22 protein-coding genes and 1 pseudogene are annotated in these 26,941 nt (G+C 62.1%); 14 read left to right on the forward strand and 9 right to left on the reverse strand.

Annotated features, from left to right (window positions below; all coding sequences use genetic code 11):
* Window positions 1-2: 2 nt before the first annotated feature.
* On the forward strand, window positions 3-1,736 hold the full coding sequence (locus PRZ03_RS22385; protein ID WP_273602340.1) for a TRAP transporter large permease: 1,734 nt from the start codon (window positions 3-5) through the stop codon (window positions 1,734-1,736).
* A gap of 136 nt (window positions 1,737-1,872) precedes the next feature.
* Here PRZ03_RS22385 and PRZ03_RS22390 read toward each other — a convergent pair whose 3' ends face one another.
* Both PRZ03_RS22390 and pmbA read right to left on the reverse strand, forming a co-directional pair.
* The gene (locus tag PRZ03_RS22390; RefSeq protein ID WP_263535288.1) at window positions 1,873-2,955 is read right to left on the reverse strand and encodes a TRAP transporter substrate-binding protein; all 1,083 of its coding nucleotides are present in this window, start codon (window positions 2,953-2,955) and stop codon (window positions 1,873-1,875) included.
* Between the two features lie 168 nt (window positions 2,956-3,123).
* Window positions 3,124-4,539 (reverse strand): metalloprotease PmbA, encoded by a 1,416-nt coding sequence (pmbA, locus tag PRZ03_RS22395; protein ID WP_273602342.1) that lies wholly within the window; start codon window positions 4,537-4,539, stop codon window positions 3,124-3,126.
* 230 nt (window positions 4,540-4,769) lie between these two features.
* On the opposite strand from pmbA, the gene yjgA reads away from it, so the two are divergent.
* Both yjgA and mog read left to right on the forward strand, forming a co-directional pair.
* A complete protein-coding gene (yjgA, locus tag PRZ03_RS22400; RefSeq protein WP_273602343.1) occupies window positions 4,770-5,351 on the forward strand; it encodes a ribosome biogenesis factor YjgA in 582 nt (193 codons plus the stop codon).
* The gene (mog, locus tag PRZ03_RS22405; protein WP_273602344.1) at window positions 5,344-5,967 is read left to right on the forward strand and encodes a molybdopterin adenylyltransferase; all 624 of its coding nucleotides are present in this window, start codon (window positions 5,344-5,346) and stop codon (window positions 5,965-5,967) included. Before yjgA ends, mog begins: the two co-directional genes overlap by 8 nt.
* Before the next feature lie 5 nt (window positions 5,968-5,972).
* Here mog and cysE read toward each other — a convergent pair.
* Window positions 5,973-6,761, reverse strand: a pseudogene (gene cysE, locus PRZ03_RS22410) (serine O-acetyltransferase); the annotation flags it as partial.
* Window positions 6,762-6,807: 46 nt separating this feature from the next.
* The gene (locus PRZ03_RS22415; RefSeq protein WP_273602345.1) at window positions 6,808-7,545 is read right to left on the reverse strand and encodes an RNA methyltransferase; all 738 of its coding nucleotides are present in this window, start codon (window positions 7,543-7,545) and stop codon (window positions 6,808-6,810) included.
* 157 nt (window positions 7,546-7,702) lie between these two features.
* Here PRZ03_RS22415 and PRZ03_RS22420 point away from each other — a divergent pair, with 157 nt between their 5' ends.
* From PRZ03_RS22420 to PRZ03_RS22460, 9 genes are all read left to right on the forward strand, one after another.
* Window positions 7,703-8,653, forward strand: a complete 951-nt coding sequence (locus tag PRZ03_RS22420) for an inositol monophosphatase family protein (protein WP_273602346.1) — start codon at window positions 7,703-7,705, stop codon at window positions 8,651-8,653.
* A 174-nt stretch (window positions 8,654-8,827) separates the two neighbouring features.
* Complete coding sequence (gene mutS / locus PRZ03_RS22425) at window positions 8,828-11,425, forward strand: DNA mismatch repair protein MutS (RefSeq protein ID WP_273602347.1); 2,598 nt, start codon at window positions 8,828-8,830, stop codon at window positions 11,423-11,425.
* 4 nt (window positions 11,426-11,429) lie between these two features.
* Window positions 11,430-12,278, forward strand: a complete 849-nt coding sequence (locus PRZ03_RS22430; RefSeq protein ID WP_273602348.1) for an alpha/beta fold hydrolase — start codon at window positions 11,430-11,432, stop codon at window positions 12,276-12,278.
* A 43-nt stretch (window positions 12,279-12,321) separates the two neighbouring features.
* Window positions 12,322-13,965, forward strand: coding sequence for a CTP synthase (locus PRZ03_RS22435; protein ID WP_273602349.1), 1,644 nt, complete (start codon window positions 12,322-12,324; stop codon window positions 13,963-13,965).
* 13 nt (window positions 13,966-13,978) lie between these two features.
* A complete protein-coding gene (gene kdsA / locus PRZ03_RS22440) occupies window positions 13,979-14,836 on the forward strand; it encodes a 3-deoxy-8-phosphooctulonate synthase (protein ID WP_273602350.1) in 858 nt (285 codons plus the stop codon).
* 127 nt (window positions 14,837-14,963) lie between these two features.
* Window positions 14,964-16,247, forward strand: coding sequence for a phosphopyruvate hydratase (gene eno / locus PRZ03_RS22445; protein ID WP_273602351.1), 1,284 nt, complete (start codon window positions 14,964-14,966; stop codon window positions 16,245-16,247).
* A gap of 32 nt (window positions 16,248-16,279) precedes the next feature.
* Window positions 16,280-16,549, forward strand: a complete 270-nt coding sequence (locus PRZ03_RS22450) for a septum formation initiator family protein (protein WP_263535299.1) — start codon at window positions 16,280-16,282, stop codon at window positions 16,547-16,549.
* A 34-nt stretch (window positions 16,550-16,583) separates the two neighbouring features.
* A complete protein-coding gene (pnuC, locus tag PRZ03_RS22455) occupies window positions 16,584-17,228 on the forward strand; it encodes a nicotinamide riboside transporter PnuC (RefSeq protein ID WP_263535300.1) in 645 nt (214 codons plus the stop codon).
* A 6-nt stretch (window positions 17,229-17,234) separates the two neighbouring features.
* Window positions 17,235-17,915 (forward strand): ATP-binding protein, encoded by a 681-nt coding sequence (locus PRZ03_RS22460; RefSeq protein ID WP_273602352.1) that lies wholly within the window; start codon window positions 17,235-17,237, stop codon window positions 17,913-17,915.
* Here the strand turns inward: PRZ03_RS22460 and PRZ03_RS22465 are convergent.
* The 5 genes from PRZ03_RS22465 to PRZ03_RS22485 form a co-directional block, all read right to left on the reverse strand.
* On the reverse strand, window positions 17,901-18,968 hold the full coding sequence (locus tag PRZ03_RS22465; protein ID WP_273602353.1) for a 6-phosphofructokinase: 1,068 nt from the start codon (window positions 18,966-18,968) through the stop codon (window positions 17,901-17,903). The genes PRZ03_RS22460 and PRZ03_RS22465 overlap by 15 nt on opposite strands.
* A 39-nt stretch (window positions 18,969-19,007) precedes the next feature.
* The gene (locus PRZ03_RS22470; protein ID WP_273602354.1) at window positions 19,008-19,622 is read right to left on the reverse strand and encodes a LysE family transporter; all 615 of its coding nucleotides are present in this window, start codon (window positions 19,620-19,622) and stop codon (window positions 19,008-19,010) included.
* A gap of 37 nt (window positions 19,623-19,659) precedes the next feature.
* Window positions 19,660-23,457 (reverse strand): hypothetical protein, encoded by a 3,798-nt coding sequence (locus PRZ03_RS22475; protein ID WP_273602355.1) that lies wholly within the window; start codon window positions 23,455-23,457, stop codon window positions 19,660-19,662.
* 133 nt (window positions 23,458-23,590) lie between these two features.
* Entirely contained in the window at window positions 23,591-24,553 is a 963-nt protein-coding gene (gene hslO, locus PRZ03_RS22480; protein ID WP_263535305.1) for an Hsp33 family molecular chaperone HslO, read from the reverse strand.
* A complete protein-coding gene (locus PRZ03_RS22485) occupies window positions 24,546-25,085 on the reverse strand; it encodes a gamma carbonic anhydrase family protein (RefSeq protein WP_263535306.1) in 540 nt (179 codons plus the stop codon). The genes hslO and PRZ03_RS22485 overlap by 8 nt, the downstream gene beginning before the upstream one ends.
* A 62-nt stretch (window positions 25,086-25,147) precedes the next feature.
* Between PRZ03_RS22485 and PRZ03_RS22490 the strand changes: the two genes are divergently transcribed.
* Both PRZ03_RS22490 and PRZ03_RS22495 read left to right on the forward strand, forming a co-directional pair.
* Window positions 25,148-25,948, forward strand: coding sequence for a ferritin-like domain-containing protein (locus PRZ03_RS22490; RefSeq protein ID WP_273602356.1), 801 nt, complete (start codon window positions 25,148-25,150; stop codon window positions 25,946-25,948).
* Window positions 25,949-25,993: 45 nt separating this feature from the next.
* Window positions 25,994-26,929 (forward strand): DMT family transporter, encoded by a 936-nt coding sequence (locus tag PRZ03_RS22495; RefSeq protein WP_273602357.1) that lies wholly within the window; start codon window positions 25,994-25,996, stop codon window positions 26,927-26,929.
* Window positions 26,930-26,941: the final 12 nt, after the last annotated feature.

A 26,941-nucleotide genomic window follows, 5' to 3' on the forward strand; every position in this document is an offset into this window, starting at 1 on the left:
GAATGGAATTCTTTGCCCAAAATTTGGCCCCCATCATGTTCGCGGGCCTGATCGTTTTCTTGCTGATGGGCTTCCCGGTGGCGTTCAGCCTGGGTGCTTGCGGCCTGTTCTTCGGCTTCATCGGCATTGAGCTCGATGTGCTGCCGGCCTCGCTGATGCAAGCGCTGCCGCTGCGCATCTTCGGCATCATGAAGAACGACACGCTGCTGGCCATCCCCTTCTTTACCTTGATGGGGTTGATACTCGAGCGCTCCGGCATGGCCGAGGACTTGCTCGACACCATCGGCCAGCTGTTCGGCCCGATTCGCGGCGGCCTGGCTTTCGCAGTGATTTTTGTCGGTGCCCTGCTGGCAGCCACGACTGGCGTGGTCGCCGCCTCAGTCATCTCGATGGGCCTGATCTCGCTGCCCATCATGCTGCGCTATGGCTATGACAGGCGCATTGCCTCGGGCGTGATTGCAGCCTCGGGCACCTTGGCGCAGATCATCCCGCCCTCGCTGGTCTTGATCATCTTGGCCGACCAGTTGGGCAAGAGCGTCGGCGATATGTACAAGGGCGCCTTCCTGCCCGGCTTCATCCTGACCGGCCTTTACACCGCCCACATCATCGGCGTGGCCATCTTCCGCCCTACCTGGGTGCCAGCGCTACCGCTGGAGGCTCGCTCCATCCGTGAAGACAATGGCAAGAGCGGCTTGCGTTCGCTGGGCTTGCTGACCCTGGCCTCGGTCGCCATCGCTGTCTATTTCGCCCAGCGCTACGCTGACATCACCAGTTACTTCAAGGGCGAAGTCATCACCAGCATGCCGACCGATGAAACCATTGTGGTGGCGATGTCGGTGGGCGTCGGTGTGGCCTTTTTGGCCTCGGTGGTGAACAAGCTGCTGGGTCTGAATCTGCTGTCCAAGATGGCCGAGCGGGTGACCTTTGTGCTGATCCCGCCGCTGGGCCTGATCTTCCTGGTGCTGGGCACGATTTTCTTAGGGATCGCCACCCCGACCGAAGGTGGCGCGATGGGTGCCCTGGGAGCCTTCTTGATGGCCGCCGCGCGCGGGCGCATCACATACAAGCTGATGACGCAGGCCTTGACCTCCACCACCAAGCTGTCTTGCTTCGTGGTTTTCATTCTGGTGGGCTCCACCATCTTCAGCCTCTCCTTCCAGGGCGTCGATGGACCGAAATGGGTTGAGCATTTGTTGAGCGCGCTGCCGGGCGGGCAGATCGGCTTCCTGATCTTCGTCAACATCTTGATCTTTGTGCTGGCCTTCTTCCTCGACTTCTTCGAGCTGTCCTTCATCGTCGTGCCCTTGCTGGCGCCGGTGGCCGAAAAGTTGGGCATCGATCTGATCTGGTTCGGTGTGCTGCTGGGCGTCAATATGCAGACCTCCTTCATGCATCCGCCGTTTGGCTTCGCGCTGTTCTACCTACGCAGCGTGGCACCGCTGACCGAATACATCGACAAGCTCACGGGCAAGAAAATCGCCCCCGTCACGACCGGCCAAATCTACTGGGGCGCCGTGCCCTTTGTGATGATCCAGATCGTCATGGTGGGCTTGATCATTGCCTTCCCGAACCTGGTCTCGGGCGGCTTGGGTAAGGTGGCCGATGTGGACAGCAGCAATGTCGTGATTGAAGCGCAGCCCCAAAACGACAAAGCCGACGTCACCGAAATGGATGGCAACGCCCTCTTTGGCCCAGCCAATCCGCCAGCCTCTGAGGCTGACACAGGCAAGAAGTAAACAAGCAGCCTGCAGCTTTGAACATGGGCCACCGCGATTGCGGTGGCCTTTTTTTGCCTGTACCCCTCCCATTTGCGGGCGCAAAAAAACCCCGCCGGTCAAACCAACGGGGTTGTGAGCAAGAAGCTTCGTTAGCTCAGAGCTTTTGAGCCTGCATAAAGTCGTCAAAACCGGCTTCCGCAAAACGGAACCAGAGGTTTTGATCGCGACGGAAGGCCGAGTAGTCTTCGTAGACCTTCTTCCAATTTGGATTCTTGGCCGACAGCTCGCTGTAAATGCCCATCGATTCCTTAAAGGCCGCGTCCATCACATCCTTGGGGAAGCGGAACAGCTTGGTACCGCCCTGCACCAGCTGGCGCAGAGCCGGCGGGTTGCGGGCATCGTACTTGGCCTGCATATCGTTGTGAGCCACCGCTGCGGCGGCCTCGACAATCGCCTTGTACTCGGGTGTCAATGCCTCGAAGGACTTGGTGTTGATGAAGAAGTCCAGCTGCGGGCCGCCCTCCCACCAGCCAGGGTAGTAGTAGTTGGGCGCCACTTTATTGAAGCCCAACTTCTGATCGTCATAAGGGCCGACCCATTCGGCCGCATCGATGGTGCCTTTTTCCAGCGCTTGGTAGATCTCGCCGCCCGGAATGTTCTGCGGCACACCGCCCATGCGCTCCAAGACGCGACCGGCGAAGCCGCCGATACGCATCTTCATGCCCTTGATGTCAGCCACACTCTTGACTTCCTTGCGGTACCAGCCGCCCATTTGCGCGCCGGTATTGCCGCCCAGGAAGTTGATGATGTTGTACTGCTTATAGAACTCACGCATCAGCTTCAAGCCGTTGCCTTCGAGCATCCAGGCGGTCATCTGGCGGCTGTTGAGGCCAAAGGGAATGGCGCAGCCGATCGCGAAGGTCTCGTCCTTGCCGTGGAAGTAGTAAGGCGCCGTATGGGCCATTTCCACCGTGCCTTCTTTGACGGCATCAACGACGCCGAAAGCAGGCATCAACTCGCCACCGGCGTGGGTCGAAATCTGAAACTTGCCACCGGTCATTTCGCCGACCTTCTTGGCGAAGACGTCGGCCGCACCAAAGATGGTGTCTAGGGACTTTGGAAAACTCGAGGCCAGGCGCCAACGGATATTGGCCTGGGCATGCACGACAGCCGGGGCCACGCCGGCGGCAAACACGCCTGCCAGACCAGCTTGCCGAACAAAGTTTCTACGCTCCATCTTGTTACTCCTAGGTTTGGGGACTGCACAAATAGCAGCTCGATTCTAGGAGAGCACAAAAGCGGTGCTGACAGGGGCAAACCCGTGCAAACACCGCCTCTTTTTGGGCCTTTGTCGCCAAACTTAGCGCCGACTTACGGCAAGCTGAAATGCCGCTTAAAACCGACCTTAGCTGCCCGCCAATTTCATCTTCGAAATCAACACCGAGCCAATCGTCTTGCCGCCCATGGTGTAGCGGTCGCAACCAATGCCGATGATGTTCTGGAACATCTCGGTCAGATTGCCGGCGATGGTGACCTCATGCACGGGGAAAGCAATTTCGCCGTCTTCCACCCAATAGCCGCTGGCGCCACGCGAGTAGTCGCCATTGACGTAATTGACGCCCTGCCCCATCAACTCGGTCACAAAGAAGCCGCGCCCGAGCCGCTTGAGCATGGTCTTCAGATTGTCGCCCGGCGCCGTCAGACGGCTACTCATCTGCAGATTGTGCGAGCCACCGGCATGTCCCGTCGTGCGCATTCCCAGCTTGCGGGCCGAGTAGGTCGAGAGAAAGTAGCCCTGCAACACACCGGCTTCGACCACGCTGCGCGCCTTGGTCGTCACGCCTTCATCATCAAACGGCGAGCTGCCCTTGCCCTTGAGCTCGTGCGGGTTCTCATGGATGTCGATATGTGGAGCCAACACCGGCTTGCCCAAGCTGTCCAGCAAGAAGCTGGCGCGGCGGTAGAGCGCTCCGCCGCTGGTGGCCTGAACGACCGCACCCAGCAGGCCGGCAGCGACCGTGGGTTCGAACAAGACAGGCACTTCGGCGGTGGCCACACGGCGCGACTTCAGGCGCGACAAGGCTCGCTCGGCGGCGTAGCGGCCTATGCTCTCGGGCGTGGCCAGATCGGCGGCGCTGCGCATCGAGCTGTACCAGGCATCGCGCTGCATTTGCGCGCCTCGGCCGGCGATGGGAGCGACCGAAATCGAATGCCTTGAACTGGCGTAACCACCCCGGAAACCGCGGCTATTGCCCATATAAAAATGTGACTGCTGGGCCGACACCGCCGCACCCTCGCTATTGGCTATGCGCTTGTCGGTCGCAAAAGCGGCCGCCTCGCAACGCAGCGCGATTTCGGCCGCTGCCTGGGCATCGATCGCCCAAGGGTGGAATAAATCCAACTCCGGCCGAGTCGAGGCATCAAGCGATAAGTCTTCGGCGTCGGGCAGGCCGGCGACCGGATCCTCAGCCGTGAAGCGGGCAATATCAAAGGCCGCGCGCACGGTGTCCTGCAATGCCTTGCGGGAGAAATCCGAAGTGCTGGCATTGCCGCGGCGCTGACCCACATAAACCGAGATGCCGAGTGACTTGTCGCGGTTGCGCTCGACGTTTTCGATCTCGCCCATGCGGGTCGAGACCGACAGACCGCAGCCCTCGGACACCTCGGCGCCGGCGTCAGAGGCACCCAAGTGCTTGGCCTCGGCCAACACGTCTTCGATCAACTGCTGAAACTGTTCTGCCTGATAAGCAAAGCCGCTAACGGACTCATGCGTGCCATGCGATGCGGTAGGAGGCGGGGAAGACTTGGCGAGCTTTGACATGGATGGGAGTGCCGAATTGAGTCAGGGAATTGAGGGCTGAACGAGGAGCAGCCGGCCTTGGTGCTGCGGGCAGACGCTCAGCCTGCCTGCGAATATTTGTAGAACTAAGGGACAATCATACGAGCCGCGCGCGCAAGCTGCGCGCCAAACACGCTATCCACTGCGCTGCAAGCTACCGAAACTTTTCGGCTCAGCCCAGAACACTCGCCGAACTTTGCCCAAGAACCGCCATGCGAACACAAGAAGAAAACACGACCGAAGATGACGATTTCGACGGCCCCAGCAAGAGCCAGCTCAAGCGCGAAATGACCGAGCTGCAAAAGCTGGGCAAAGAGTTGATGACGCTGCCCGCCAGCCGGATCGCCCCCTTAAACCTGCCGGAAATCTTGGCCGACGCGCTCAAGGACGCCAAGAAGATCACCGCTCACGAGGGCCTGCGCCGGCAAATGCAATACATCGGCAAGCTCATGCGCCGGGTCGACCCCGAGCCGCTGCGCCAGGCCGTGGCCGACTTCAAGCTCGGCTTCGCCAAGGACAGCCTCGCCCTGCACCAGAGCGAGCGTTGGCGTGAGCGCCTGCTGGCCGAGGACGCGGCGCTTCAAGATTTCATTCAAGAGCATGCGGGCATCGATGTGCAGCAGCTGCGCAGCCTCGTGCGCGCCGCCCGCAAGGATGCCGCGCTTGTGCCCGAGAAGCGTTCGGGGCGGGCTTACCGCGATTTGTTCCAGTTCATCAAGACCGAAGAACTGCGTATCTCGCCCAAGACAGACATGGCCGAAGCCGTCGACAAAGATGAGGACGCCGATGAGTGAGCCCGTCGAGCCCGCAAAGCCAGTAGAGCCGGTACGCATCGGCATCGTCTCCATCAGCGACCGTGCCTCGACCGGCGTTTACGAAGACAAAGGCTTGCCGGCTCTGCAAGCTTGGCTGAGCAGCGCCTTGCACAACCCGATCGAGTTCGAAGCGCGGCTGATCCCCGATGAGCGGCCCTTGATCGCGCAAACACTGCGCGATCTGGTCGACACGTCCCTGTGCGATTTGGTCTTGACCACCGGCGGCACCGGGCCGGCACTGCGCGACGTGACGCCCGAGGCGACGTTGGACGTGGCCGACAAGGAAATGCCCGGCTTTGGTGAGCAAATGCGGCAAATTTCGCTGCGCTTTGTGCCCACCGCCATCTTGTCGCGTCAGGTTGCGGTGATCAGGAAGAGGGCCTTGATCATCAATCTGCCGGGTCAGCCCAAGGCGATTGCCGAAACCTTGGCCGGCCTGAGAGATGCCGAGGGCAAGCAATTGGTTGACGGCATTTTTGCCGCCGTGCCCTATTGCATAGACCTGATCGGCGGGCCTTATCTGGAGACGCGCGACGAGATCGTGCGCGGTTTCCGCCCAAAGTCGGCACAGCGCCCGGCCCGTAGCCAAGCCTGATTTGCCTATTTGACCAAACGGCTCAAACCAGCGGCGTCGAAGGCCTCGTCCTGCTGAGCGTCTTGCGGCACGCAGTCGCCGACCTTGGAGTTCGTCGCCGCCGACAGCTTACACACGGCCTGCCAGAGCAAGGTGATCTGGTGGTCATGCCCGGCCGCGTTGTCGATCAAGCCGCGCATCGCCTGCGCCACCGGGTCATCCCCCAAGCTGACGCCGTAGGCCGAGAAGCGCTCAGCCGCTGCCGACTTGGCTTCACTTTTGACATCGATCTTGGCCTCGATGATGCGCGCCGGGTTGCCCACGGCGGTCGCACCCGCCGGCACCGGTTTGGTCACCACAGCACCTGAGCCAATGCGCGCTCCTGCGCCGACCGTGAAGCCACCCAGCACGCAGGCATTGGCGCCGACTATGACGCCGGCCTCCAGCGTCGGGTGGCGCTTGGCACCTTTGACCAGGGCGGTGCCGCCCAGGGTCACGCCCTGATAAATCGTGCAGCCCTCGCCGATTTCGGCCATCTCGCCGATCACGATGCCCATGCCATGGTCGATGAAGACCTTGCGTGAAATCTGCGCGCCGGGGTGGATCTCAATCCCGGTGAAAAAACGCGTCAGATGCGAGATGAAGCGGCCCAGCCACTTGAAGCCATGCTGCCAGCACCAATGGGCGCGCCGATGCAAGACCAGGGCATGCAAGCCCGGATAGCAAGTCAGCACCTCGAAGGCTGAGCGAGCGGCGGGGTCGCGCTCAAGAATGCAGGCAATGTCTTCGCGCAGGCGTTGGAACATGGGGGGGGCTTGGGTGAAAAAAGCAAGAAGGGGTCGACCAGTTTAGCGGCGCGCTTCAATCTTCGCTGTCGGGTGCTCGGGCGGGCCGAGCCGGCTCCACCATCGCCCGCGCGATGCCGCGAAAGATATGCACCTCGTCCAAGCTCAGCTGGACGCGGTTGAACAGCTGAGTGAGTCTGGGCATCAGCTTCCTCGGCACCAGCGGGTCCAAATAGCCGATCGTTTCCAGCGATGCTTGCAGATGGTCCAACATGCCTTTGACCGCCTGGACATCGGCCAATTTGGGGTCGGGCGTGCGCGCCGTCACCGCAAAGCCACCGAGCGCCTGGCGCCAGTCATAGGCCAGCAACTGCACCGCCTGGGCCAGATTCAGCGAGCCATAGTCGGGATGGGTCGGGATGGACAGCACCGCGTGGCAGCGGTAGACGTCCTCATTGCTCATGCCGAAACGCTCGCAGCCGAACACCAGGCCCAACTTGTGTTCCGAGGCCGCCAGCTCGGTAAACAGCGAACGCGGCTCACGCACGGGCGGGCCGAAGTCGCGCGGCGTCATCGCGGTGGCGCAGGCAAAAGTGACGCCGTCCAGCGCTTCTTCCAGCGTCTCCACGATGCGGGCGTTCTCCAGAATGTCGTTGGCGCTGCTGGCCATCGAGATGGCGTCCTGTTGGGTCAGCACATCGGCGTAGCGTGGCCGCACCAGCACCAACTCCGAGAAGCCCATCACCTTCATTGCGCGTGCTGCGGAGCCGACATTGCCGGGGTGGCTGGTTTGAATCAGGACAAATCGTGTCATATCAACGGGCTGCGCTCAGGTCAGGCCGAGCAGGCATTTGGAGAAAATGCCTCGGCTCGGCTAAAATGCGGGATTATCCTTAGTCCGGACCTAATCGCCGACTGGGGTGCCGCTCTTTTTTTCCGCCAGTCCACCTCACAAAGTCAAGGTTCTACGCATGACGCAGCAGTCTTCCCTCCATCCCATGCTCAATGTCGCCATCAAGGCGGCGCGCTCGGCCGGTGCCATCATCAACCGCGCCTCCATGGACCTCGACATCCTGAAGATCAACACGAAGGCGCCCAATGACTTCGTGACCGAGGTGGACCAAGCTGCTGAAAACATCATCATCGAGACCCTGCTCGGCGCTTACCCCGACCACGGCATCCTGGCCGAAGAGTCGGGCCGCGAGCATGGCAACAAGACCTCCGAGTTCGTCTGGATCATCGATCCGCTCGACGGCACCACCAACTTCATCCACGGCCTGCCCATGTATTGCGTGTCGATCGCGCTCGCGCATCGCGGCGTGATTCAGCAGGCCGTCGTCTACGACCCAACCCGCAACGATCTCTTCTACGCTACCAAGGGTCGCGGCGCCTTCATGAATGACCGCCGACTGCGCGTGTCCAAGCGCACGCGCATGAGCGACGCCTTGATCGGCACCGGCTTCCCCTTCCGCCGCGGCGACAACTTCAAGCGCTATATGAAGATGTTCGAAGAGGTGATGGTCGAGTGCGCCGGCCTGCGCCGCCCGGGCGCCGCAGCTTTGGACCTTTGCTATGTTGCGGCCGGCTATTACGACGCCTTCTTCGAGACCGGCCTGCAGCCCTGGGATGTGGCGGCCGGCTCCTTGATCATCACCGAGGCCGGTGGCTTGGTCGGCAACTTCACCGGCGAGTCCGACTATCTGCATCAGCGTGAAGTGGTGGCAGGCAGCCCTAAGATTTATGGCCAATTGGTCACCATCCTGGCGCCTTACACCCGCGTGATCAAGGCTGAGGAAGAGGTGGAAGCCGGCGTTGCGGCCAGCACCGAGCAAAGTCCAGTGGCTGCCTTGGCCGCTGCTGCCGAACCCAAGAAGCGCGCCTCGGTGCGTATCCGCAAGTCGGATGACGCTCAAGCCGATTAAACTCCGGCCCAAGACCGCCTCAAAGCCCTCAGCCGAGGGCTTTTTCAATGTGGGCTCACGAAAAATCGCTCCAGCTTCGTTCTTCCGCCTTGCCGTACTCAGCGTACTGTCTGCGGCGTCTAGCCTAGCTGGAGCATTTTTGCGTGAGCCCTCTTAAAGCTGCAGCCAAAGTCGATGAGCCAAGTTCAGGATTTCTCCGCCCATACGCCGGTGATGGCGCAATACCTCCGCATCAAGGCCGAACACCCGGACGAGTTGGTGTTCTTCCGCATGGGCGACTTCTACGAGGTCTTCTTTGACGATGCCCGCAAGGCCAATGCGCTGCTGGACATCACGCTGACCGCTCGTGGTCAGAGCGCCGGGCAACCTGTTGTGATGGCCGGCATTCCGGTCAATGCCTTGGAGAGCTATCTGGCCAAGCTGATCAAGCTAGGCGAGGCGGTGGCGATTGCCGAGCAAGTCGGCGATGTGGCGACGAGCAAAGGCCCGGTCGAGCGCAAGGTGGTGCGCGTCGTCACGCCGGGGACCGTCACCGACAGCGAGTTGCTGGCCGACAAGCAGGATTCCGTCTTGCTGGCCGTGGTGGCACAGGGCAAGACATTCGGGCTGGCTTGGCTGTCGATGACGCAGGGGCAATTGGGCCTGGCCGAATGCACGGACAAAGAGCTGCCCTCCTGGCTGGCGCGCTTAAGCCCCGCCGAGGTGCTGGTAGACCGCGAGAAGCAACCGGCCGCCGTCTTGGCCGCCCATGTACCCATCACCAACCGGCCGAGCTGGCAGTTCGATACCGCCTTGGGGGCGCGCAAGCTGTGCGAGCAGCTGGCGGTCGCCAGCCTGGCCGGCTTCAATGCGCAGCAGCTGAGCGCCGCGCAGGCGGCAGCCGCTGCCTTGCTCAGTTATGCCGAACACACGCAGGGCCGCGCCTTGGCTCATGTGAAGAGCTTGAGCGTGCAGCGCAGCGGCGACTTGCTGGACCTGCCGCCCGCCACCCAGCGCAATCTGGAGCTCACCGTCACCTTGCGCGGCGAGACCTCGCCCACCCTGCTTTCACTGCTGGACAGCTGCCGCACCGGCATGGGCAGCCGCGCGCTGCGCCACTGGCTGCTGCACCCCAAGCGCGAGCGGGCCGAAGCGCTGGCGCGGCACGGTGCGATTGATGCATTGCTGCAAGGCTCGCCCGAACCCTTGCGCGAGGCGCTGCGCCAAGTGTCGGACGTGGAGCGCATCGCCGCACGCATCGCCTTGCGCCAAGTGCGCCCGCGCGAGCTGACTGGTCTGCGCGCGACCTTGCAGGTCTTGCCCGAGCTGCAACGTTTGGTGCCTGCCGGCAGCGCCTTGTTGGACGAACTGGCCACCGGCCTCTTGGCCTCGCCGCATATCGAGGAGTTGCTGAGCCGCGCGATCGCGGACGAGCCCGCGGTGCTGGTGCGCGACGGCGGCGTGATTGCCGATGGCTTCGACGCCGAGCTGGACGAACTGCGCGCCATTCAGGGCAATTGCGATGCCTTCTTGATCGATATGGAAACACGCGAACGCGCACGCACCGGCATCCCGAACCTGCGCGTGCAATTCAACCGCGTGCACGGTTTCTTCATCGAGGTCACGCAGGGCCAGGTCGACAAAGTGCCGCTGGACTACCAGCGCCGCCAGACCTTGAAGAACGCCGAGCGCTACATCACGCCCGAGCTGAAGGCCTTCGAGGACAAGGCCTTGTCGGCGCAGGAGCGCGCCTTGTCACGCGAAAAGTTGTTGTTCGAGTTGGTGTTGGATCAGCTGATAGCCGAGTTGCAGCCACTCACTCGCCTAGGCCGTGCGCTGGCCAGCCTGGATGCGCTGGCCGCCCTGGCCGAGCGGGCGGCAACGCTGCGCTGGTGCCGACCCGAATTCGTCAACCAGCCGGCGATCGACATCACGGCCGGCCGCCATCCGGTCGTCGAGTCGCGCCTGCGCGAAACCGGTGCCGGCGAGTTCATGGCCAATGATTGCCACCTCGACGCCCGCACCCGCATGCTGATGATCACCGGCCCAAATATGGGCGGTAAGAGTACTTTCATGCGCCAGGTTGCCTTGATCAGCCTGCTGGCCGCGATCGGTTCCTTCGTGCCGGCCGACGCCTGCCGGCTCGGGCCTATGGACGCGATCCACACCCGTATCGGCGCGGCCGACGATCTCGCTAACGCCCAATCCACCTTCATGCTGGAGATGACCGAGGGTGCCGCAATTCTGCACAGCGCCACTGATCAGTCGCTCGTCTTGATGGACGAGATCGGGCGCGGCACCTCGACCTTCGACGGCCTGGCCCTGGCCGGCGCGATCGCCAGCCATCTGCATGACAAAAGCCGCTCGTTCACGCTGTTTGCGACCCACTATTTCGAGCTGACCGAGTTCCCGGCCAAGCACCGCGAGGCGATCAACTGCCATGTCGGCGCGGTCGAAAGCGGTGACTCCATCGTCTTTTTGCACGAGATCCAGCCGGGGCCGGCCAGCCGCAGCTACGGCGTGCAAGTGGCCCGTCTGGCCGGCATGCCGGCCAGCTTGGTGCGCCAGGCGCGTGCGACCCTGGAGGCACTGGAGGCCAAGGCTGGCGAAGGCCGCGCGCAGATCGATCTGTTCGCGCCGGCGCCTGCCGCGACTATGGCCACGGCCGTCACCGAAGCGACAAGCGCTTTGCATTTGGCGATGGATGATGTGGACCCCGACACCTTGAGCCCGCGTGAAGCGCTGGCCCTGGTCTATCAATTGAAGAGCCTGAGTCGAAAAGAGTCCTCCTGAGTTCATGAGCAAGGCCATCGTCTTTTCGCACGCCAACGGCTTCGGCGCCGGCTGCTACCGCCTGCTGTTCGAGGCCTGGCGCAGCGCCGGTTGGAGCGTCCACGCGCTGCCCATCATCGGCCATGACCCGGCCTATCCGGTCACCAATAATTGGCCGCATCTGCGCCAGCAATTGATCGATTTCATTGAACGCGATGTGCGGCCGCAGATGGCGAGCCCGGGTCCGGTGATGCTGGTCGGTCATTCACTCGGCGGCATGTTGAGCTTGCTGGCGGCCAGCCGTCGGCCCGAATTGGCGCAAGGTCTGGTCTTGCTGGACGCGCCCTTGGTGGCCGGCTGGCGCGCGCGCGGCTTGCAACTGGCCAAGGCGACAGGCTTAATTTCACGCGTATCGCCCGGCAAAGTGTCGCGACAGCGCCGTCACGAATGGCCAAACAAGCAAGCGGTGCTGACGCATTTCGCCGCCAAGCATAAATTCGCCCGCTGGGACCCGCGAGTCTTGCAGGACTATGTCGACAGCGGCTTCGAAGACGGTGGCGACGGGACGACCCGGCTGCGCTTCAAGCGCGAGCAAGAAACCCGCATCTACGACACCCTGCCCCATCATCTGGGTCGCTTGATTGGGCGCTATCCGCCGCATTGCCCGGTCGGATTTGTCGCGGGCACCGAGTCAGAGGAGCTGCGCCAAGCCGGCTCGGCCGCCTCCAAGGCGCTGGCCAAAAATCATTTCGCCTGGATGGAAGGTACGCACCTCTTCCCCTTCGAACAGCCGGACGCGACCGCCGCGCTGGTACTGCAAATGCTTGGAGCGATTCAAGCGGATCGCAAGAGCAGCGATTCCACCCCTCTATAATCGCGTTTTACCACCACAGCGTTTTTGAAAGACGCTGCACGACATGACCAAATACGTCTACGTCACGGGCGGTGTGGTGTCCTCACTCGGCAAGGGCATCGCATCGGCTTCACTGGCTGCCATCCTCGAATCTCGCGGCCTCAAGGTCACCCTGATCAAGCTCGATCCCTACATCAACGTGGATCCGGGCACGATGTCCCCGTTCCAACATGGTGAGGTGTTCGTCACCGAAGACGGTGCCGAAACCGATCTGGATCTGGGCCACTACGAGCGCTTCATCACGACACGGATGAAGAAGGCCAACAACTTCACCACCGGTCAGATTTATATGTCGGTGCTGGAGAAGGAACGCCGCGGCGACTACCTCGGTAAGACCGTGCAGGTGATTCCGCACATCACCAACGAGATCCAAGACTTCGTTCGTCGCGGTGCCGGTGTCGGCACGGCCGATGCGGTTGACGTCGCGATCGTCGAGATCGGCGGCACCGTCGGTGACATCGAGTCATTGCCCTTCCTAGAAGCTGCCCGGCAGATGAGCTTGAAGGCCGGCCCGAACAATGTTGCCTTCGTGCACCTGTCCTATGTGCCCTGGATTGCCGCTGCCGGCGAGCTCAAGACCAAGCCGACGCAGCACACGGTTCAGAAAATGCGCGAAATCGGTATCCAGCCCGACGCGCTGCTGTGCCGCGCCGATCGCCGCATTCCGGATGATGAGCGCGAGAAGATTTCGCTCTTCACCAATGTGCCCGAGTACGGCGTGATCTCGATGTGGGACGTGGACACCATCTACAAGGTGCCGCGCATGTTGCACGAGCAAGGGCTGGATCAACTGATCTGCACCAAGCTGCAACTGAACACCAAATCAGCCGACCTGAAGCGCTGGGACACCCTGGTGCACGAGGTACTGAACCCGGCCAAGGACATAACGATCGCCATGTGCGGCAAGTACACCGACCTCAGCGACTCCTACAAGTCACTGAACGAGGCGCTGCGCCATGCAGGCATCCACAACCATGCTCGCGTCAATATCGAGTATGTGGATTCAGAGTTGCTGACGGCGGCCAATATCGACCAGTTGGCTCAGTTTGATGCCATTCTGGTGCCCGGCGGCTTCGGCAAGCGCGGCGTCGAAGGCAAGATCTTGGCGGCTCAATATGCTCGCGAGCACAAGCGGCCCTACCTGGGGATTTGCCTGGGCATGCAGGTCGCCACGATCGAATACGCGCGCCATATGGCGGGCCTCGCTGGTGCGAACTCGACCGAGTTCGACCCCGAGACACCGCATCCGGTGATCGCCTTGATCGATGAATGGCAAGACGCCGACGGCAGCATTCAAAAGCGCGACGAAAAGTCCAATCTGGGCGGCACCATGCGCCTGGGAGCGCAGAGCTCCGACGTCGCGGCCGGTACCTTGGCTTTTGACATCTACGGCCCAGTGGTCAGCGAACGTCATCGCCATCGCTACGAAGCGAACGAGCATTACCTCGACAAACTGCGTGAGGCCGGCTTGGTCATTTCGGCCATCACCCAGCGCGAAAAGCTAACGGAAATGGTCGAGTTGCCGCGTGCGGTTCACCCTTGGTATGTGGGCGTGCAGTTCCACCCCGAGTTCAAGTCCACGCCTTGGGACGGCCACCCGCTGTTCACCGCCTTTATCAAGGCTGCCTTGGACCACAAAGTAGCCTGAAGGAATCTAGCCCATGAAGCTTTGCGGTTTTGAGGTCGGCATTGACCGTCCCTTCTTCCTGATTGCCGGCACCTGCTCGATCGAGGGGCTGGAAATGTCCATCGAGGTAGCCGGTCGGCTCAAGGAAGCCTGCTCGGCCTTGGGCATTCCGCTCATCTACAAAGGCTCCTTCGACAAGGCCAATCGCTCGTCAGGCTCAACTAAGCGTGGTGTCGGCATAGACGCAGGACTGAAGATCCTGGACGAGGTGCGCAAGCAGTTGCAACTACCCATCATCACCGATGTGCATGACGAGTCGCAGGTGAATGAGGTGGCCAGCGTCGTCGATGTGCTGCAAACGCCGGCCTTTCTGTGCCGCCAGACCGACTTCATCCGGGCGGTCGCCAAGTCAGGCAAGCCGGTCAATATCAAGAAGGGCCAGTTCCTGGCACCTTGGGACATGAAGAACGTCATCGACAAGGCCCGCGACGCTGCGCGCGAAGCCGGCTTGTCCGAAGACCGCTTCCTGGCCTGTGAGCGCGGCGTTAGCTTTGGCTACAACAACTTGCTTGCCGATATGTGCAGCTTGGCTGAAATGCGCAAAACCGGCGCGCCCGTTGTATTCGACGTCACCCACTCGGTGCAAAAGCCCGGCGGCCAAGGCACGAGCAGTGGCGGTGCTCGCGAGATGGTCCCTGTGCTGGCCCGCGCCGGCGTAGGTGCAGGCGTGGCCGGTCTCTTCATGGAAACCCATCCATGCCCGAATGAGGCCTGGTCCGACGGCCCCAATGCCGTACCGCTCAAGCATATGCGCGCCCTGTTGGAACAGCTGGTCGCGATTGACCGCGTCGTCAAATCGCAGCCTTTGCTTGAGGATGACTTCAGCGCTTGAGTTGAAGTCATCGCGTGAAACTAGCTTCAACCCTTGATTGCCGAGGCGCGATCTTGTTCAGCGCAGGTAACTGCCTGCTGGCATGATTCGCCCGAACCTATTTTTTTGAAACTTTCGGAGACTTTGAATGAGTGCCATTGTTGACATCGTCGGGCGTGAAATCTTGGACAGCCGCGGCAACCCAACCGTCGAATGCGATGTGTTGCTGGAGTCGGGCGTGATGGGCCGCGCCGCTGTGCCGTCGGGCGCATCGACCGGTTCGCGCGAAGCGATCGAGCTGCGTGACGGCGACAAGAGCCGCTACCTCGGCAAGGGCGTGTTGAAGGCGGTTGAGCACATCAATGGCGAAATCTCCGAGGCCGTTTTGGGCCTGGACGCGTCCGAGCAAGCTTTCCTGGATCGCACGCTGATCGACCTCGACGGCACCGACAACAAGGGTCGCCTGGGCGCCAACGCGATGCTGGCGGTGTCCATGGCCGTTGCTCGCGCCGCGGCCGAAGAGTCGGGCCTGCCGCTGTACCGTTACTTCGGCGGCATGGGCGCTTGCCAATTGCCGGTGCCGATGATGAACGTCATCAACGGCGGCGCGCACGCCAACAACAGCCTGGATCTGCAAGAGCTGATGATCATTCCGGTTGGCGCACCGTCTTTCCGCGAAGCGATCCGCTGGGGCGCCGAAGTGTTCCACGCACTGAAGAAGATCCTGCACGACAAGGGCATCAGCACGGCCGTCGGCGACGAAGGCGGCTTTGCACCTAGCGTCGAGAACCATGAAGCCGCGATCCAGATGATTCTGGAAGCGATCGACAAGGCCGGCTACACGGCGGGCGAACAAATCGCCATTGGCCTGGACTGCGCCGCCAGCGAGTTCTACAAGGACGGCAAATACCACCTGAGCGGCGAAGGCCTGAGCCTGACGGCGCAAGAGTGGACCGATATGCTGGCCACCTGGGTCGACAAGTACCCCATCATCTCGATCGAAGACGGCATGGCCGAAGGCGACTGGGACGGCTGGAAGCTGCTGACCGATCGCCTGGGCAAGAGCGTGCAGATCGTCGGCGACGACCTCTTCGTCACCAACACCAAGATCTTGCAAGAAGGCATCGACAAAGGCATCGCCAACTCGATCCTGATCAAGATCAACCAGATCGGCACCTTGACCGAGACCTTCGCCGCGATCGAGATGGCCAAGCGCGCCGGCTACACCGCCGTGATCTCGCACCGCTCGGGCGAAACCGAAGACTCGACCATTGCAGACATCGCCGTGGGCACCAATGCCGGTCAAATCAAGACCGGCTCACTGAGCCGCTCGGACCGCATGGCCAAGTACAACCAGCTGCTGCGCATCGAAGAAGACCTGGGCGATATCGCCTACTACCCTGGCCGCGCTGCGTTCTACAACCTTCGGTAAAGCTGCGCGGGCTTGTCGGCTAAACTCCCGCCGTGAAAGTCATCAGCATCCTCCTCGCCGCGTTCTTGCTGCTCATCCAGGCCCAACTTTGGTTGGGCAAAGGGAGCTTGCCGCGCGGCGTTCATCTGCGCGGGGTGCTGGCCCAGGCTCAGGCCGACAACGAGCAAGCGCGGCTGCGCAATGCGCAACTCGAAGCCGAGTTGCGCGATCTGCGTGAGGGCCTGGAGATGGTCGAAGAAAAAGCCCGCTTCGAGCTGGGCATGATCAAGCCCGACGAGATCTTCGTCCAGATTCGCCGCTGATTTCTGGCCCTGTTTTTTTGGACGCTTGAACGCCATGGACGCGCTGTTACAGCCGCTGCAAGCCTTGCTCTTGCCAGCTTTTGAGTTGCTGGGCAGCCCCATCACCTGGATCGAGATCATCGCATTCGCCTTGGCGGTCTGGATGGTGATCTGCAATATGCGGGTGCACATGCTGGCTTGGCCCTTGGCCATCATCAGCTCCTTGCTCTACTTCGTCTTGTTCTGGAGCGGCAAGCTCTACGGCGAAGCCTCTCTGCAACTGCTATTCGCGGCCCTGGCGCTCTGGGGTTGGTGGCAATGGCTGCGCGGCAAGGGCGAGGACGGCCTGGCGCTACGGGTGCGGCGCCTGAGCCCGCAAGGGCTGGCCATGGCCGTGCTGGCAACGCTGTTGGCCTGGCCGGCGCTGGGCTTTTTTCTGCTGCATCAAACCGATTCGCAAGTGCCTTTTTGGGACGCTTTTCCGACCGTGGCCAGCCTCTTGGGTCAATGGCTGCTGGCACGCAAATACCAGGAGAACTGGAGCGTGTGGGTCTTGGTCAATATCGTCAGTGTGGCGCTCTTCGCCTACAAAGGTTATTGGCTGACGGTGTTGCTGTATGCGGTCTTCATTCCGATGTCGGTGGCCGGCTGGCGCGCTTGGGCCCGGCGTCTTGCTCCTGCCAGCCCCAGCCCTGCTTGAATCTGCATGAGCGCATTGCTGATCGCCATCGTCGGCGCTGAAAGCACCGGCAAGTCGCTGCTGGCGCAAGACCTGACCCTGCGATTGACCGAGGCCACCGGACTGCGTTGCGCCAGTGTGCCCGAGCTGCTGCGCAGCTGGTGCGAGGCGGCAGGCCGCACACCGCGCCCCGACGAGCAAAACGGCATTGCCAGTGAGCAAACAGCGCGCATAGACGCCGCTGCGAGCGTCAACGATATCGTTGTCTGCGACACCACGGCCCTGATGACGGCCGTCTACAGCCAGTACCTTTTTCAGGACGACAGCCTGCTGGCTCAAGCGCAAGCCTTTCACAAGCGCTGCGCGCTGACCTTGCTGACCGCCTTGGATTTGCCCTGGGTAGCCGACGGCATTCAGCGCGATGGCCCACAGGTGCGGGCGCCGGTTGATGCCTTGATTCGACGCGCCCTGTTGGGCGCAGGCCTGGCTTGGTCTGTCGTGACCGGCCTTGAGCAGGCCCGGGTCGATGCGGCCTTGAATGTGATCACGCCGCTCTTGAAGGCCAAACCCAGCCCCAAACGCGGTCTATTCAGCCGACTCAGTGAAAGGCAGGACGCACAGCCCGAATGGCGCTGGGCTTGCGAGAACTGCGATGTGCCCGAGTGCGAGCATTTGGTGCTGCAGCGCGCCTATTCACCCCTGGCCTAAAGACAAGCCCAAGCCCTTTGCCGCCAGCAGCAAGGGGTGATCCAGCGGCACCGTCCGGTTGCGTCCGGCCACCTCGGCCAACCCTACGTCTCGCATCTCAGCACCCTGCAGCACCACCATGCGGCCAAAACGAGCCTGCTTGATCAGTTGCGCCGCAGCCCAGCCAAACTGCGTTGCCAGGATTCGATCAAAGGCGGTCGGTGAACCACCGCGCTGCACATGGCCCAGCAAGGTGGAGCGTACCTCGCTGCTCAACAGTGCCTGCAGCTGATGGGCCAAAACCGCGCCTACGCCGCCCAGGCGCAGCGGGTCGGGGCTGTCGGCCAGGGTCTGGCTCACGACCATGGCTTCATCACGTGGATGGGCGCCCTCTGCGATGCAGATCAGCGTGTGGCCCGCACCCGACTGCTCGCGCTGACGGCAGACCTGAACCACCGCCTCAACGCTGTAGGGCAGCTCGGGAATCAGGATCACATCGGCCGCACCGGCCATGCCACCCTCCAGCGCGATCCAGCCGGCATATCGCCCCATCGTCTCGGCAATCATCACGCGGCCATGGCTGCGAGCGGTGGTCTCCAAGCGATCCAGCGCTTCGGCCACGATGCTGACCGCACTGTCGAAGCCAAAGCTGCGGTCCGTCAAGCACAAATCGTTGTCTATGGTCTTGGGCACGCCAACGATGGGCAAACCCGCGCGGCTGAGCTTATCGGCAATCGACATCGAGCCGTCGCCACCAATGACCACCAAGGCGTCCAGGCCCAGTTCATGCGCATAAGCGATCAGCTCAGCGGATACATCGGCCCCGCCCGCAGCAAAATAGTGAAAGGGATCGCAGCGATTGTGGGTGCCCAAAATAGTGCCGCCTTGCGCCAGGATGCCACTGACCGCCTCCGCATCCAGAGGCAAGACCTGGCGGTCCAGCAAGCCTAAAAACCCGCGCCGAATGCCGGTGACGCGGGCGCCGCATTGATTGATCAGCGCCAGCGTCACCGCGCGGATGACCGCATTCAGGCCTGGGCAATCGCCGCCGCCGGTCAGGATGCCAATATGCATGGTCTTCGCACTTTCAAACTGCTCTCAATCCGCTGAGCTCTATTTGCTCAATACCAATTTCGCCCCGAACCCGATCAAAAAGACACCGGCCACACGGTTCAACCAGACGCTGATGCTCGGGTTGGCGCGCATGCGCTCGGCCAAAAAATGTGTCAGCAAGACCATCACGAGGCCGTAGAGAAAAGTCAGCATGGCAATCGTCAGCGCCATCGCCGCGAAGGTCAGCAAGCCTTGATGCCTTGTAGGGCTGACAAACAAGGGGAAGAAGGCCATATAGAAAATGATGGCCTTAGGATTGAGCAAGGTGATCAAGACCGTCTGTTTGAAGTAGTCGCGGGGCCGAATATTGAGCAGCGGCGCGCTACCCGGCTTGGCCAGCATCATCTTCGCTCCAAGATAAGCCAGATAGGCCGCGCCCAAGCACTGCACCGCTTGAAAGGCGCTCGGGTACGCCGTTAGCAGCGCAGCAACCCCGGCCACCGCCAGCCACATCAAAATCTGATCCCCCGCAATCACGCCCAGGGTGGCCGCCATGCCGCCGCGAATGCCGCCTTTGCCGGTCGAGGTGATCAGGGCCAAGTTGCCGGGTCCGGGAATCATCAAAAAGACAATGATGGCCAAGGCAAAGGCCGGGTAATCGGTGATGCCGAACATGCCGCACTCCTAGAAACAGGATCTCAGTCTAACGGGATCACCGCGCCAGCAAGAGGTAGTCAAACAGCTGAGCACCGCCGGCGCCGCCCAAGGGCACCAACAAGGCCTTCAACAAGGGCTGCTCGAACAAGGGGGCAAAAGCACCGGTTTGATTGCTCTCGACCGAGGCGATCAAACGTTTGAACGGTTCCACCAAGACCGCCATCTCTGCCGTACTGCCGGCCAGCCAGCGCAGATCGGCATTCATGCTGGCCAATGCACGTTTGCGGGTGTTCTCCGCGGCAATCTTCAGCAGCGAGGCCAGCACAATCAGCCAGACAAGATAGAGACTGATGGCCACGGCGATCGCCGGCGTCAGCGACCAGTTGTCGAACAGCCGGCTGCGCGCCACCACCAGCAAGGCCAGGACAAGAAAGGGGCCAATCACCAAGCGCGACACATAGGCTGTGCGCCGCGCCACCACTTGCACATCCAACCAGTCGTCCAGCAAGCAGTGGAAGGCGCCTGCCGGAGGCAGTGCGGCGCCAGGCACGGCCGCAGCGCTGCCCGGGCGCTCCTCCAAGCGAACAGGAAACAAGCGCTGCCACAGCGGTGCATGGGCCTCACCCAGCTGCCGGGCGAAATGTGCAATCGTCGCCTGCGGGTAAGCGGAGCGCCCGCAGTTCAGGTGGCCGATAAAGCGGAAGGCCAGCATGGTGGCATCAGCCACGGCCACCACCAGCAAAGGCAAGAGCAGCAAGCAGGCGTACAGGGTCGCGCGCACCAACTGGCGATGTTCCAAGCCGCGAACCGGTACTTCGGGCACCTGCCCTTCGCTCAGGCCGAAAAACAGCATCGTGACCACCAGCACGCTGATCAAGTACCAAACAATGGTGCGCGCCGCGCGCGGCCGGCTGTCGCCGCGCTCGCCGTACTGCGTCCACAAACTCAAAAAATCATTGCTTGCGCCGCCGGGCCGCTGCCAAGTGGAAATGCTGACCTGCTTGAACCAGCCCTTGAGCAGACCTTGCACGCCGATGCGTGACACACCCGGCGCCTTGGGTCGCGGCAACTGCAGCCAGGCCGAATCCTCGTGCATGCGTCTGAGCGTGTCGGACCAAGCAAAATCCAGCGTCCAAAGAATTGTCATCAGCGCCAACAAATGGATCAGCTGCGAGGGCCATGCGCTGACACCTTGCAACCAAGTCACAGGTTCGCAGTCCAGACAAACCTTGGCTTCGGCGCCAGGCCAAGCCACCCAAACCCAGGCGGCGGCAATCAGAGCCAACACTGCAATATGGAGCTTGTCGACACCGGCTTCTTGCTCGGCCACGGAGGCGACGGCATGGCGCTGTTGCGCCAGCAAGCTGGGCAGTACCGCCAGCAAGGCGGCAAAAGCAGCCAGCGCCGACAAAATCAAAGTCTGGGCAAAGCTCATCTGCTGCGGCCGCACCAATTCGATCAACGAACAAAAAACATAGGCACACAGCGCTGCGTGCAAAGCTACCAAAACCACCGCCGGCAGATTCATCGGCATGTGCATAGCTGAAGCGTCGGGCGCCAGCGGCCGGCGCAGATAAGCGATGCGCGCCTGCCGAATGGCAGGCGTCGAGGGCCACACCAGCAGGCCAATCAGCATCAGGCCGGCCACCAATGCCGCCACGATCAGTCGCGCCGAGCTTGTGCTGCCCGTTTGGTTCAACAAGGCATAGCCACTCAAGGGAACGGCGCCATTGCGGCCTATTTCATACAGCGAGGGGTTGTCCAACGCATCTCGGGCAGCCAGTTTTTCTTCGTCCAAGCACTCCTGGCTGCGGCAGGCGGCGCGCCGGGCGGCCAAATAGCTGGCGGTTTGATAGACGTCCCGCAACGGCGGTGTGCCGGCCTGCAAGTCGACGATGCCGGGCTTGGGCGGATAGAACTCCAGGGGCAAGCTGGTCGCGACGATCAAATTGCGCGTGAAGGCCTGCACACGCGGATGCAAAAAGCGTGCATCCATATCGGTGGTGAAGAACACCTTGTCCGAGAAGGTGTCGTGCAGCGCCTGCATCACCAGGAGTTTGTCGTGCACATCATTGGCCAATATGCCGATCGCCCCGATCGGCCCGGCTCGCCCCGGAGCTTCGCTGTCCTTCAATGAAGCCGCCAAGCGGCGCAGATAGTCGAGCTGATCACGGCTTTCCGGCCATTCCAGGGCGGTCGCTTTGCTGGCCGCTGTTCGCTCATTGCCTTCACGCCCGGCGTCCCGGGTTGTCACGCCGTCAATGCCGCGAAAGAAATAGACCGGCTCGAAACTCAGGTTGTGAAAGTCCTTCAAGCGGTGTTGCAGCTCATTGACCAAGGACTGCGAGTAAATGGAGTCGCGCTCCGCCACCACCACCAGCCGGCGCTGCTCATTGGCCGGCAGGCGCAGCTGCAACTCGGCCACCAAGCGTTTGATTAACTCGTTATCGGTACTGATGGTGCGCTGAAAGTCGATTTTCACCGGCGGTCTGTCGCCCAGCATGCGGTTGAACTTTTCGTTCAAAAAGGCGTCCAGGTCCTGTTTACGCAGCTCGTCCAGCATATTGCTCGAGGCGGTGGAGGCCGAGTTGAAAATCTTGGCGCCGGCCAAGAGCCGATAGCCCTGCAGGGCCGGCCGAGGGTCGGCGAGCAAGGGGCAGCTCAGCCGCGGCTCCGCCTTGTTGCTTTGCAGCGCTTGCGGTTTTTGCGCCGCGCCATCTCCTGGCCCATCGCCCTCGCTTACAGACAGCGCCGCACTGCCTCCCGTCAACATTGCACTGGCCTTGCACTCGCAACCAAGGGCACGCTCACCCAAGGCCTCAATAACCGGCTTCGAGTCCTTGGCATAGACCTCGCTGGCTCGGCGCAGGTCGCTCAGCGCAGTACGCAATGCGTCGGTGGACGAGGGACCGATGATGGCCAGGCGCGGCAGGGTTCGGCTCGGCTTCACGCAAGGCGCGCGGTTGGCCACCAACTCAGGCCCGAACATGGCGTCCACCATACGCGCCAGCCCGTCGAGCTTGGAGTCAGGCAGCGCAGACTCATCGACCCACAACAAGGCCACCTGCTCAAAGCGGCGCAGCGGCCCGGTCGTGTCGGCTTCGCGGTGGCGATTGCGTTTGGCCAACATCTCGTAAGGGACGGTGAACTTGGCCTTATCGGAGGGCTTGGGCGCGCCGGACCTGCGCAACTCGCGGCAGACCGGGGGATCGTTGATGGCGGCGGGCGCGGCCGCCGTAGAGGCAGTTGACACAGAAGCCGACGGAGCTGAGGCCGCAGTAGCAAGCTCCCCTGGCGCGTTGAGACCTTGATGCCGGCGCGCGGCCCGCGCCGCCTCGCAGTCACTGGTCAGGCGCTGGACGTCAAACTCAAGCAAGCCGATGCGCTCTGCATTGTCCGGCACATAACCCTGTGCTTGCAGACCCGCCAACACGGCATAGCGCGTCCGTCGCCGCCCTTCTTCTGCGCCAACAAAGGGATTGCCGGGCACCAGGGCCAAGACCACCAGCGACTCGCTGACGTCTTTGTCGCCGTCCCGGTCGAGCCGATCGCGCAGCACTTCGGGGCGCCGCACGCCTTCCCAGCTGCTGCGGCAGGCCGCGATGCCCGAGGTCTTGACGACGCGCTCGCAGCGCTCGGCGCGCTCCTGCTCGTGGCGCCGCAAGGCGGCAAAAGGATCTTCCCAGAGCCGGGCGTCCACCTCCATCTCGGCACTGAGCGAGCTTTGTGCCCGTTCCTTCTCGGCCGGCCGGAGCTGCTCGAACGCATGGGGCACCAGCTGTGTGCTGCCGACGAAAGCCACCAGCACGGCCACGCTGGTCCAAGGTATGCCGCCGCCTTTGGAATCTGACATCGCGCTCTCCCAAGACCACGGCGGGCCTGTAGGTGGGCAAGGCGTTAGGCCACGCCTTGCAAGCTCGTCAAATTGCCAGTCAAGGCGAGAGCCGTCAATCCCTTAGTTGCTATTGATGGCTGACGGACAGGCGCTACTGCACCGTACCGCTGCCGCCTGCTTGCGCCAGGTCCGAGGCGAAGAGCTGGCCCACATCCACCGCGTCGTAATGGTATTGGCGCCCGCAGAACTCGCAGCCAATTTCAACATTGCCGCGCTCGGCCAGCACAGAGTCCAGCTCCTCGCGACCCAGGCCCTTGAGCATTTGGCCGACGCGTTCGGGCGAGCAGGTGCAGGCGAATTTCGGCGTTAGCGGCTCAAAACGACGTACCGACTCTTCCCAGAACAGGCGCCGCAGCACAGTCTCGGCGTCCAAGCCCAGCAACTCCTCGGCGGTCAAGGTTGAGGCCAAGATGCTGATGCGATTGAAGGCATCGGACAAGCCGATGTCATCTTCATTACGGGCACCTTGACCTTCCAGATTGCCCTCGCCTTGCATGGGCAGACGCTGGATCAACAAGCCGGCTGCGATCTCGTCATTAGCAAACAAGACCATCTTGGTGTCCAACTGCTCGGACTGCAGCATGTAATGCTCCAAGACCTCGGAGAGTTTTTGCAGCGGCTCTTTCTGGTCACCATGCAAGGGCACCACGCCTTGATAGGGCTGCTGACCCGGCAGGCGGTCCTTGGGGTCGAGCGTGATCGCGCAGCGGCCCTGGCCGTGCACATTCAGCATCGCCTCTAACTGCGCGCCCGCAGGCACCTCGCCGACCACTTTTGCCGTGGCGCGAAAGCTCAGGTCCGGCTGCACCTCGGCCACCGCCAGCTTGACTGGGCCGTCGCCAAACACCTGCAGCACCAAAGCGCCGTTGAACTTGATGTTGGACTGCATCAAAACCGCTGCCGCCGCCATTTCGCCCAGCAAGGCACGCAGCTCGGGCGGATGCGCGCCTACGCCCGCGCGGCGCTGCAAGACCTCACGCCAGCTGTCGGTCAAACGCACCAACATACCGCGCACCGGCAGACCTTCGAACAAGAATTTATGCAGTTCACTCATGGGAATTTGATTCAACTTTCTTCAGGCCTTGCGCATAGCGCCGGCCGTTCTGTATGTAATGCGCAGCACTCGCCTTGAGGCCTTCGATTTGCTCTGGGCTCAGCTCCCTCACCACCTTGGCCGGGCTGCCCACGATCAAGGAGCCGTCCGGGAATTCCTTGCCCTCGGTCACCAAGGCGCCCGCGCCCACCAGGCAATGCTTGCCGATGCGCGCCCCGTTGAGCACCACCGCACCGATGCCAATCAGCGAGTAGTCGCCCACCGTGCAGCCATGCAACATGCATTGATGGCCGACCGTCACGCCTTGCCCCAGCACCAGCGGAAAACCGTGATCGGCGTGCAAGACCGAGCCGTCCTGGATATTGGTGCCAGCGCCAATCGTCAGCTGCTCGGTATCGCCTCTGAGCACCGCCTTGAACCAGACCGACACTTCAGCGCCCAGGCTGACGCGGCCAATGACTTCAGCGCTGTCGGCCACCCAGGCCGAGTCGGCCAACTCCGGCCTATGTTCGTCCAATTGATAGATGGCCATGCAACCCCCGACGAAAAACGTCGATTTTAAGTGCGCCGACGCGCCCCCCCGATAATTCGCGGATGGAAACTCGCTCGCTGGCCCTGAAGGTTTTATGTTTGCAAGATCCGGCCGAAAAGGCCGCCGCCGCTCAGGCCCTGTATGCGCAGGTGCTGGCCGGCTTGCCGCTGGATGAGGGCTTGCAGTTCGTGCGCCCCGAGGGCGTGCCGGGGCGGCCGGCCAAACCGCAGCTAATGTCGGCGCTTCAAGTGCCCAAGCGCTCGCCGTTCACGGTGGAGGGGCGAGCGGCCCTGCTACATGCGATCGCGCACATCGAATTCAATGCCATCAATTTGGCGCTCGATGTGGTTTGGCGTTTTGCCGATATGCCGCGCCAGTTTTACCTGGACTGGCTCAAGGTCGCTGCCGAAGAAGCGCAGCATTTCAATTTGCTGCACGCGCACCTGCAGAGCCTGGGCCATTCTTATGGCGACTTTGATGCCCACGACGGCCTGTGGACCATGGCCGAGCGCACAGCCGGCGATGTGTTGGCGCGCATGGCCTTGGTGCCGCGCACTCTGGAGGCGCGGGGGCTGGATGCCACCCCGCCGCTACAGGCCAAGCTGGCGCGCGCTGGCGACAAGCGGGCCGTGGAGATCTTGGATGTGATCCTGCGCGAGGAGGTCGGCCATGTGCTGATCGGCAATCACTGGTATCGCTACTTGTGTGAGTTGCAAGGGCTTGACCCGGTGACGCTCTACCCTGAGTTGGTGATTCGCTATGAAGCGCCACGGCTGCGGCCCCCCTTCAACCGCGGGGCGCGTGCGGCAGCGGGCTTCAGCCAGGAAGAGTTGGACTATCTAGACGCTTGGGCGCAGGGCTGAGCCCCTGCCCGATAATGTCGGGTTGCGCCCAAAGAGCTGTCCTCCATGTCCCGTGTCCAAGCCAATCTGCTTCTTGTCGTCATTGCCCTGATCTGGGGCTCTGCCTTTGTGGCTCAAAGCCAGGGCATGCAGCATCTAGGGCCCATGGCCTTCACAGGGGTGCGCTTCTTGATTGGCACCTTGGTGGTCGCTCCCTTGATGTGGATGGAATGGCGCGGCCTGCAGCGCAAACAGCGACAACAACGCCAACAACCCCCATTGCGGCCGGTTGACGGCGCCAAGATCGCCGGCTTGGGCTGCCTGCTTCTGCTGGGCGCGGCGATGCAGCAGATCGGCATTGTCAGCACCACGGTCACCAATGCCGGTTTCTTGACTGCGCTCTATGTGCCGCTGGTGCCCGTATTGGGTTGGCTGTTGTGGCGCCATTTGCCGCATTGGTCGGTTTGGCCGGCGGCCTTGACTTGCCTGGTCGGCGCATTTTTGTTGTCCGGCGCAGAGCGCCTGGAGATCGGTGCGGGCGATTTGTGGGTGATTTGCTCGGCCCTGCCCTGGGCTTTTCATGTGGTGCTGGTGGGCCGCGTGGCCGACAAGATGGAAGCGCCCTTTTTGGTCGCCGGCGGCCAGTTCTTCGTCTGCGGTGTGCTGGCGCTGGCTTGGGCCAGCTTGACCGAGCCGATCAGCTGGCCCGCGCTGCAAGCGGCTTTTTGGCCCTTGGTCTATACCGGCGTGATGTCGGTGGGCGTGGCCTTCACCGCGCAGGTGGTGGCGCAGCGCTACGCACACGCAGCCGACGCGGCCATCATCTTGTCGTCCGAGACCCTGTTTGCCGCGCTGTTTGGTTACTACCTGATGGGTGATCGATTGGGGCCTGCCGGCCTGCTCGGTTGCGCGCTGATCTTTGCCAGCATGTTGGCGGTGCAACTGATTCCGGCGATGGCGATGCTGCATAGCAGCATTAATTCACGATTGGCGAAAAAATAAGGGTTTTCCCTT

Source organism: Roseateles albus, assembly GCF_028595345.1.
Taxonomy (GTDB): Bacteria; Pseudomonadota; Gammaproteobacteria; order Burkholderiales; family Burkholderiaceae_C; genus Paucibacter_A; species Paucibacter_A albus.

Coding starts and splice junctions, on each gene's coding strand:
- PRZ03_RS22385 (WP_273602340.1), top strand. CDS start 3: ATGGAATTCTTTGCCCAAAATTTGGCCCCCATCATGTTCGCGGGCCTG.
- PRZ03_RS22390 (WP_263535288.1), bottom strand. CDS start 2,955: ATGGAGCGTAGAAACTTTGTTCGGCAAGCTGGTCTGGCAGGCGTGTTT.
- pmbA (WP_273602342.1), bottom strand. CDS start 4,539: ATGTCAAAGCTCGCCAAGTCTTCCCCGCCTCCTACCGCATCGCATGGC.
- yjgA (WP_273602343.1), top strand. CDS start 4,770: ATGCGAACACAAGAAGAAAACACGACCGAAGATGACGATTTCGACGGC.
- mog (WP_273602344.1), top strand. CDS start 5,344: ATGAGTGAGCCCGTCGAGCCCGCAAAGCCAGTAGAGCCGGTACGCATC.
- PRZ03_RS22415 (WP_273602345.1), bottom strand. CDS start 7,545: ATGACACGATTTGTCCTGATTCAAACCAGCCACCCCGGCAATGTCGGC.
- PRZ03_RS22420 (WP_273602346.1), top strand. CDS start 7,703: ATGACGCAGCAGTCTTCCCTCCATCCCATGCTCAATGTCGCCATCAAG.
- mutS (WP_273602347.1), top strand. CDS start 8,828: ATGAGCCAAGTTCAGGATTTCTCCGCCCATACGCCGGTGATGGCGCAA.
- PRZ03_RS22430 (WP_273602348.1), top strand. CDS start 11,430: ATGAGCAAGGCCATCGTCTTTTCGCACGCCAACGGCTTCGGCGCCGGC.
- PRZ03_RS22435 (WP_273602349.1), top strand. CDS start 12,322: ATGACCAAATACGTCTACGTCACGGGCGGTGTGGTGTCCTCACTCGGC.
- kdsA (WP_273602350.1), top strand. CDS start 13,979: ATGAAGCTTTGCGGTTTTGAGGTCGGCATTGACCGTCCCTTCTTCCTG.
- eno (WP_273602351.1), top strand. CDS start 14,964: ATGAGTGCCATTGTTGACATCGTCGGGCGTGAAATCTTGGACAGCCGC.
- pnuC (WP_263535300.1), top strand. CDS start 16,584: ATGGACGCGCTGTTACAGCCGCTGCAAGCCTTGCTCTTGCCAGCTTTT.
- PRZ03_RS22460 (WP_273602352.1), top strand. CDS start 17,235: ATGAGCGCATTGCTGATCGCCATCGTCGGCGCTGAAAGCACCGGCAAG.
- PRZ03_RS22465 (WP_273602353.1), bottom strand. CDS start 18,968: ATGCATATTGGCATCCTGACCGGCGGCGGCGATTGCCCAGGCCTGAAT.
- PRZ03_RS22470 (WP_273602354.1), bottom strand. CDS start 19,622: ATGTTCGGCATCACCGATTACCCGGCCTTTGCCTTGGCCATCATTGTC.
- PRZ03_RS22475 (WP_273602355.1), bottom strand. CDS start 23,457: ATGTCAGATTCCAAAGGCGGCGGCATACCTTGGACCAGCGTGGCCGTG.
- hslO (WP_263535305.1), bottom strand. CDS start 24,553: ATGAGTGAACTGCATAAATTCTTGTTCGAAGGTCTGCCGGTGCGCGGT.
- PRZ03_RS22485 (WP_263535306.1), bottom strand. CDS start 25,085: ATGGCCATCTATCAATTGGACGAACATAGGCCGGAGTTGGCCGACTCG.
- PRZ03_RS22490 (WP_273602356.1), top strand. CDS start 25,148: ATGGAAACTCGCTCGCTGGCCCTGAAGGTTTTATGTTTGCAAGATCCG.
- PRZ03_RS22495 (WP_273602357.1), top strand. CDS start 25,994: ATGTCCCGTGTCCAAGCCAATCTGCTTCTTGTCGTCATTGCCCTGATC.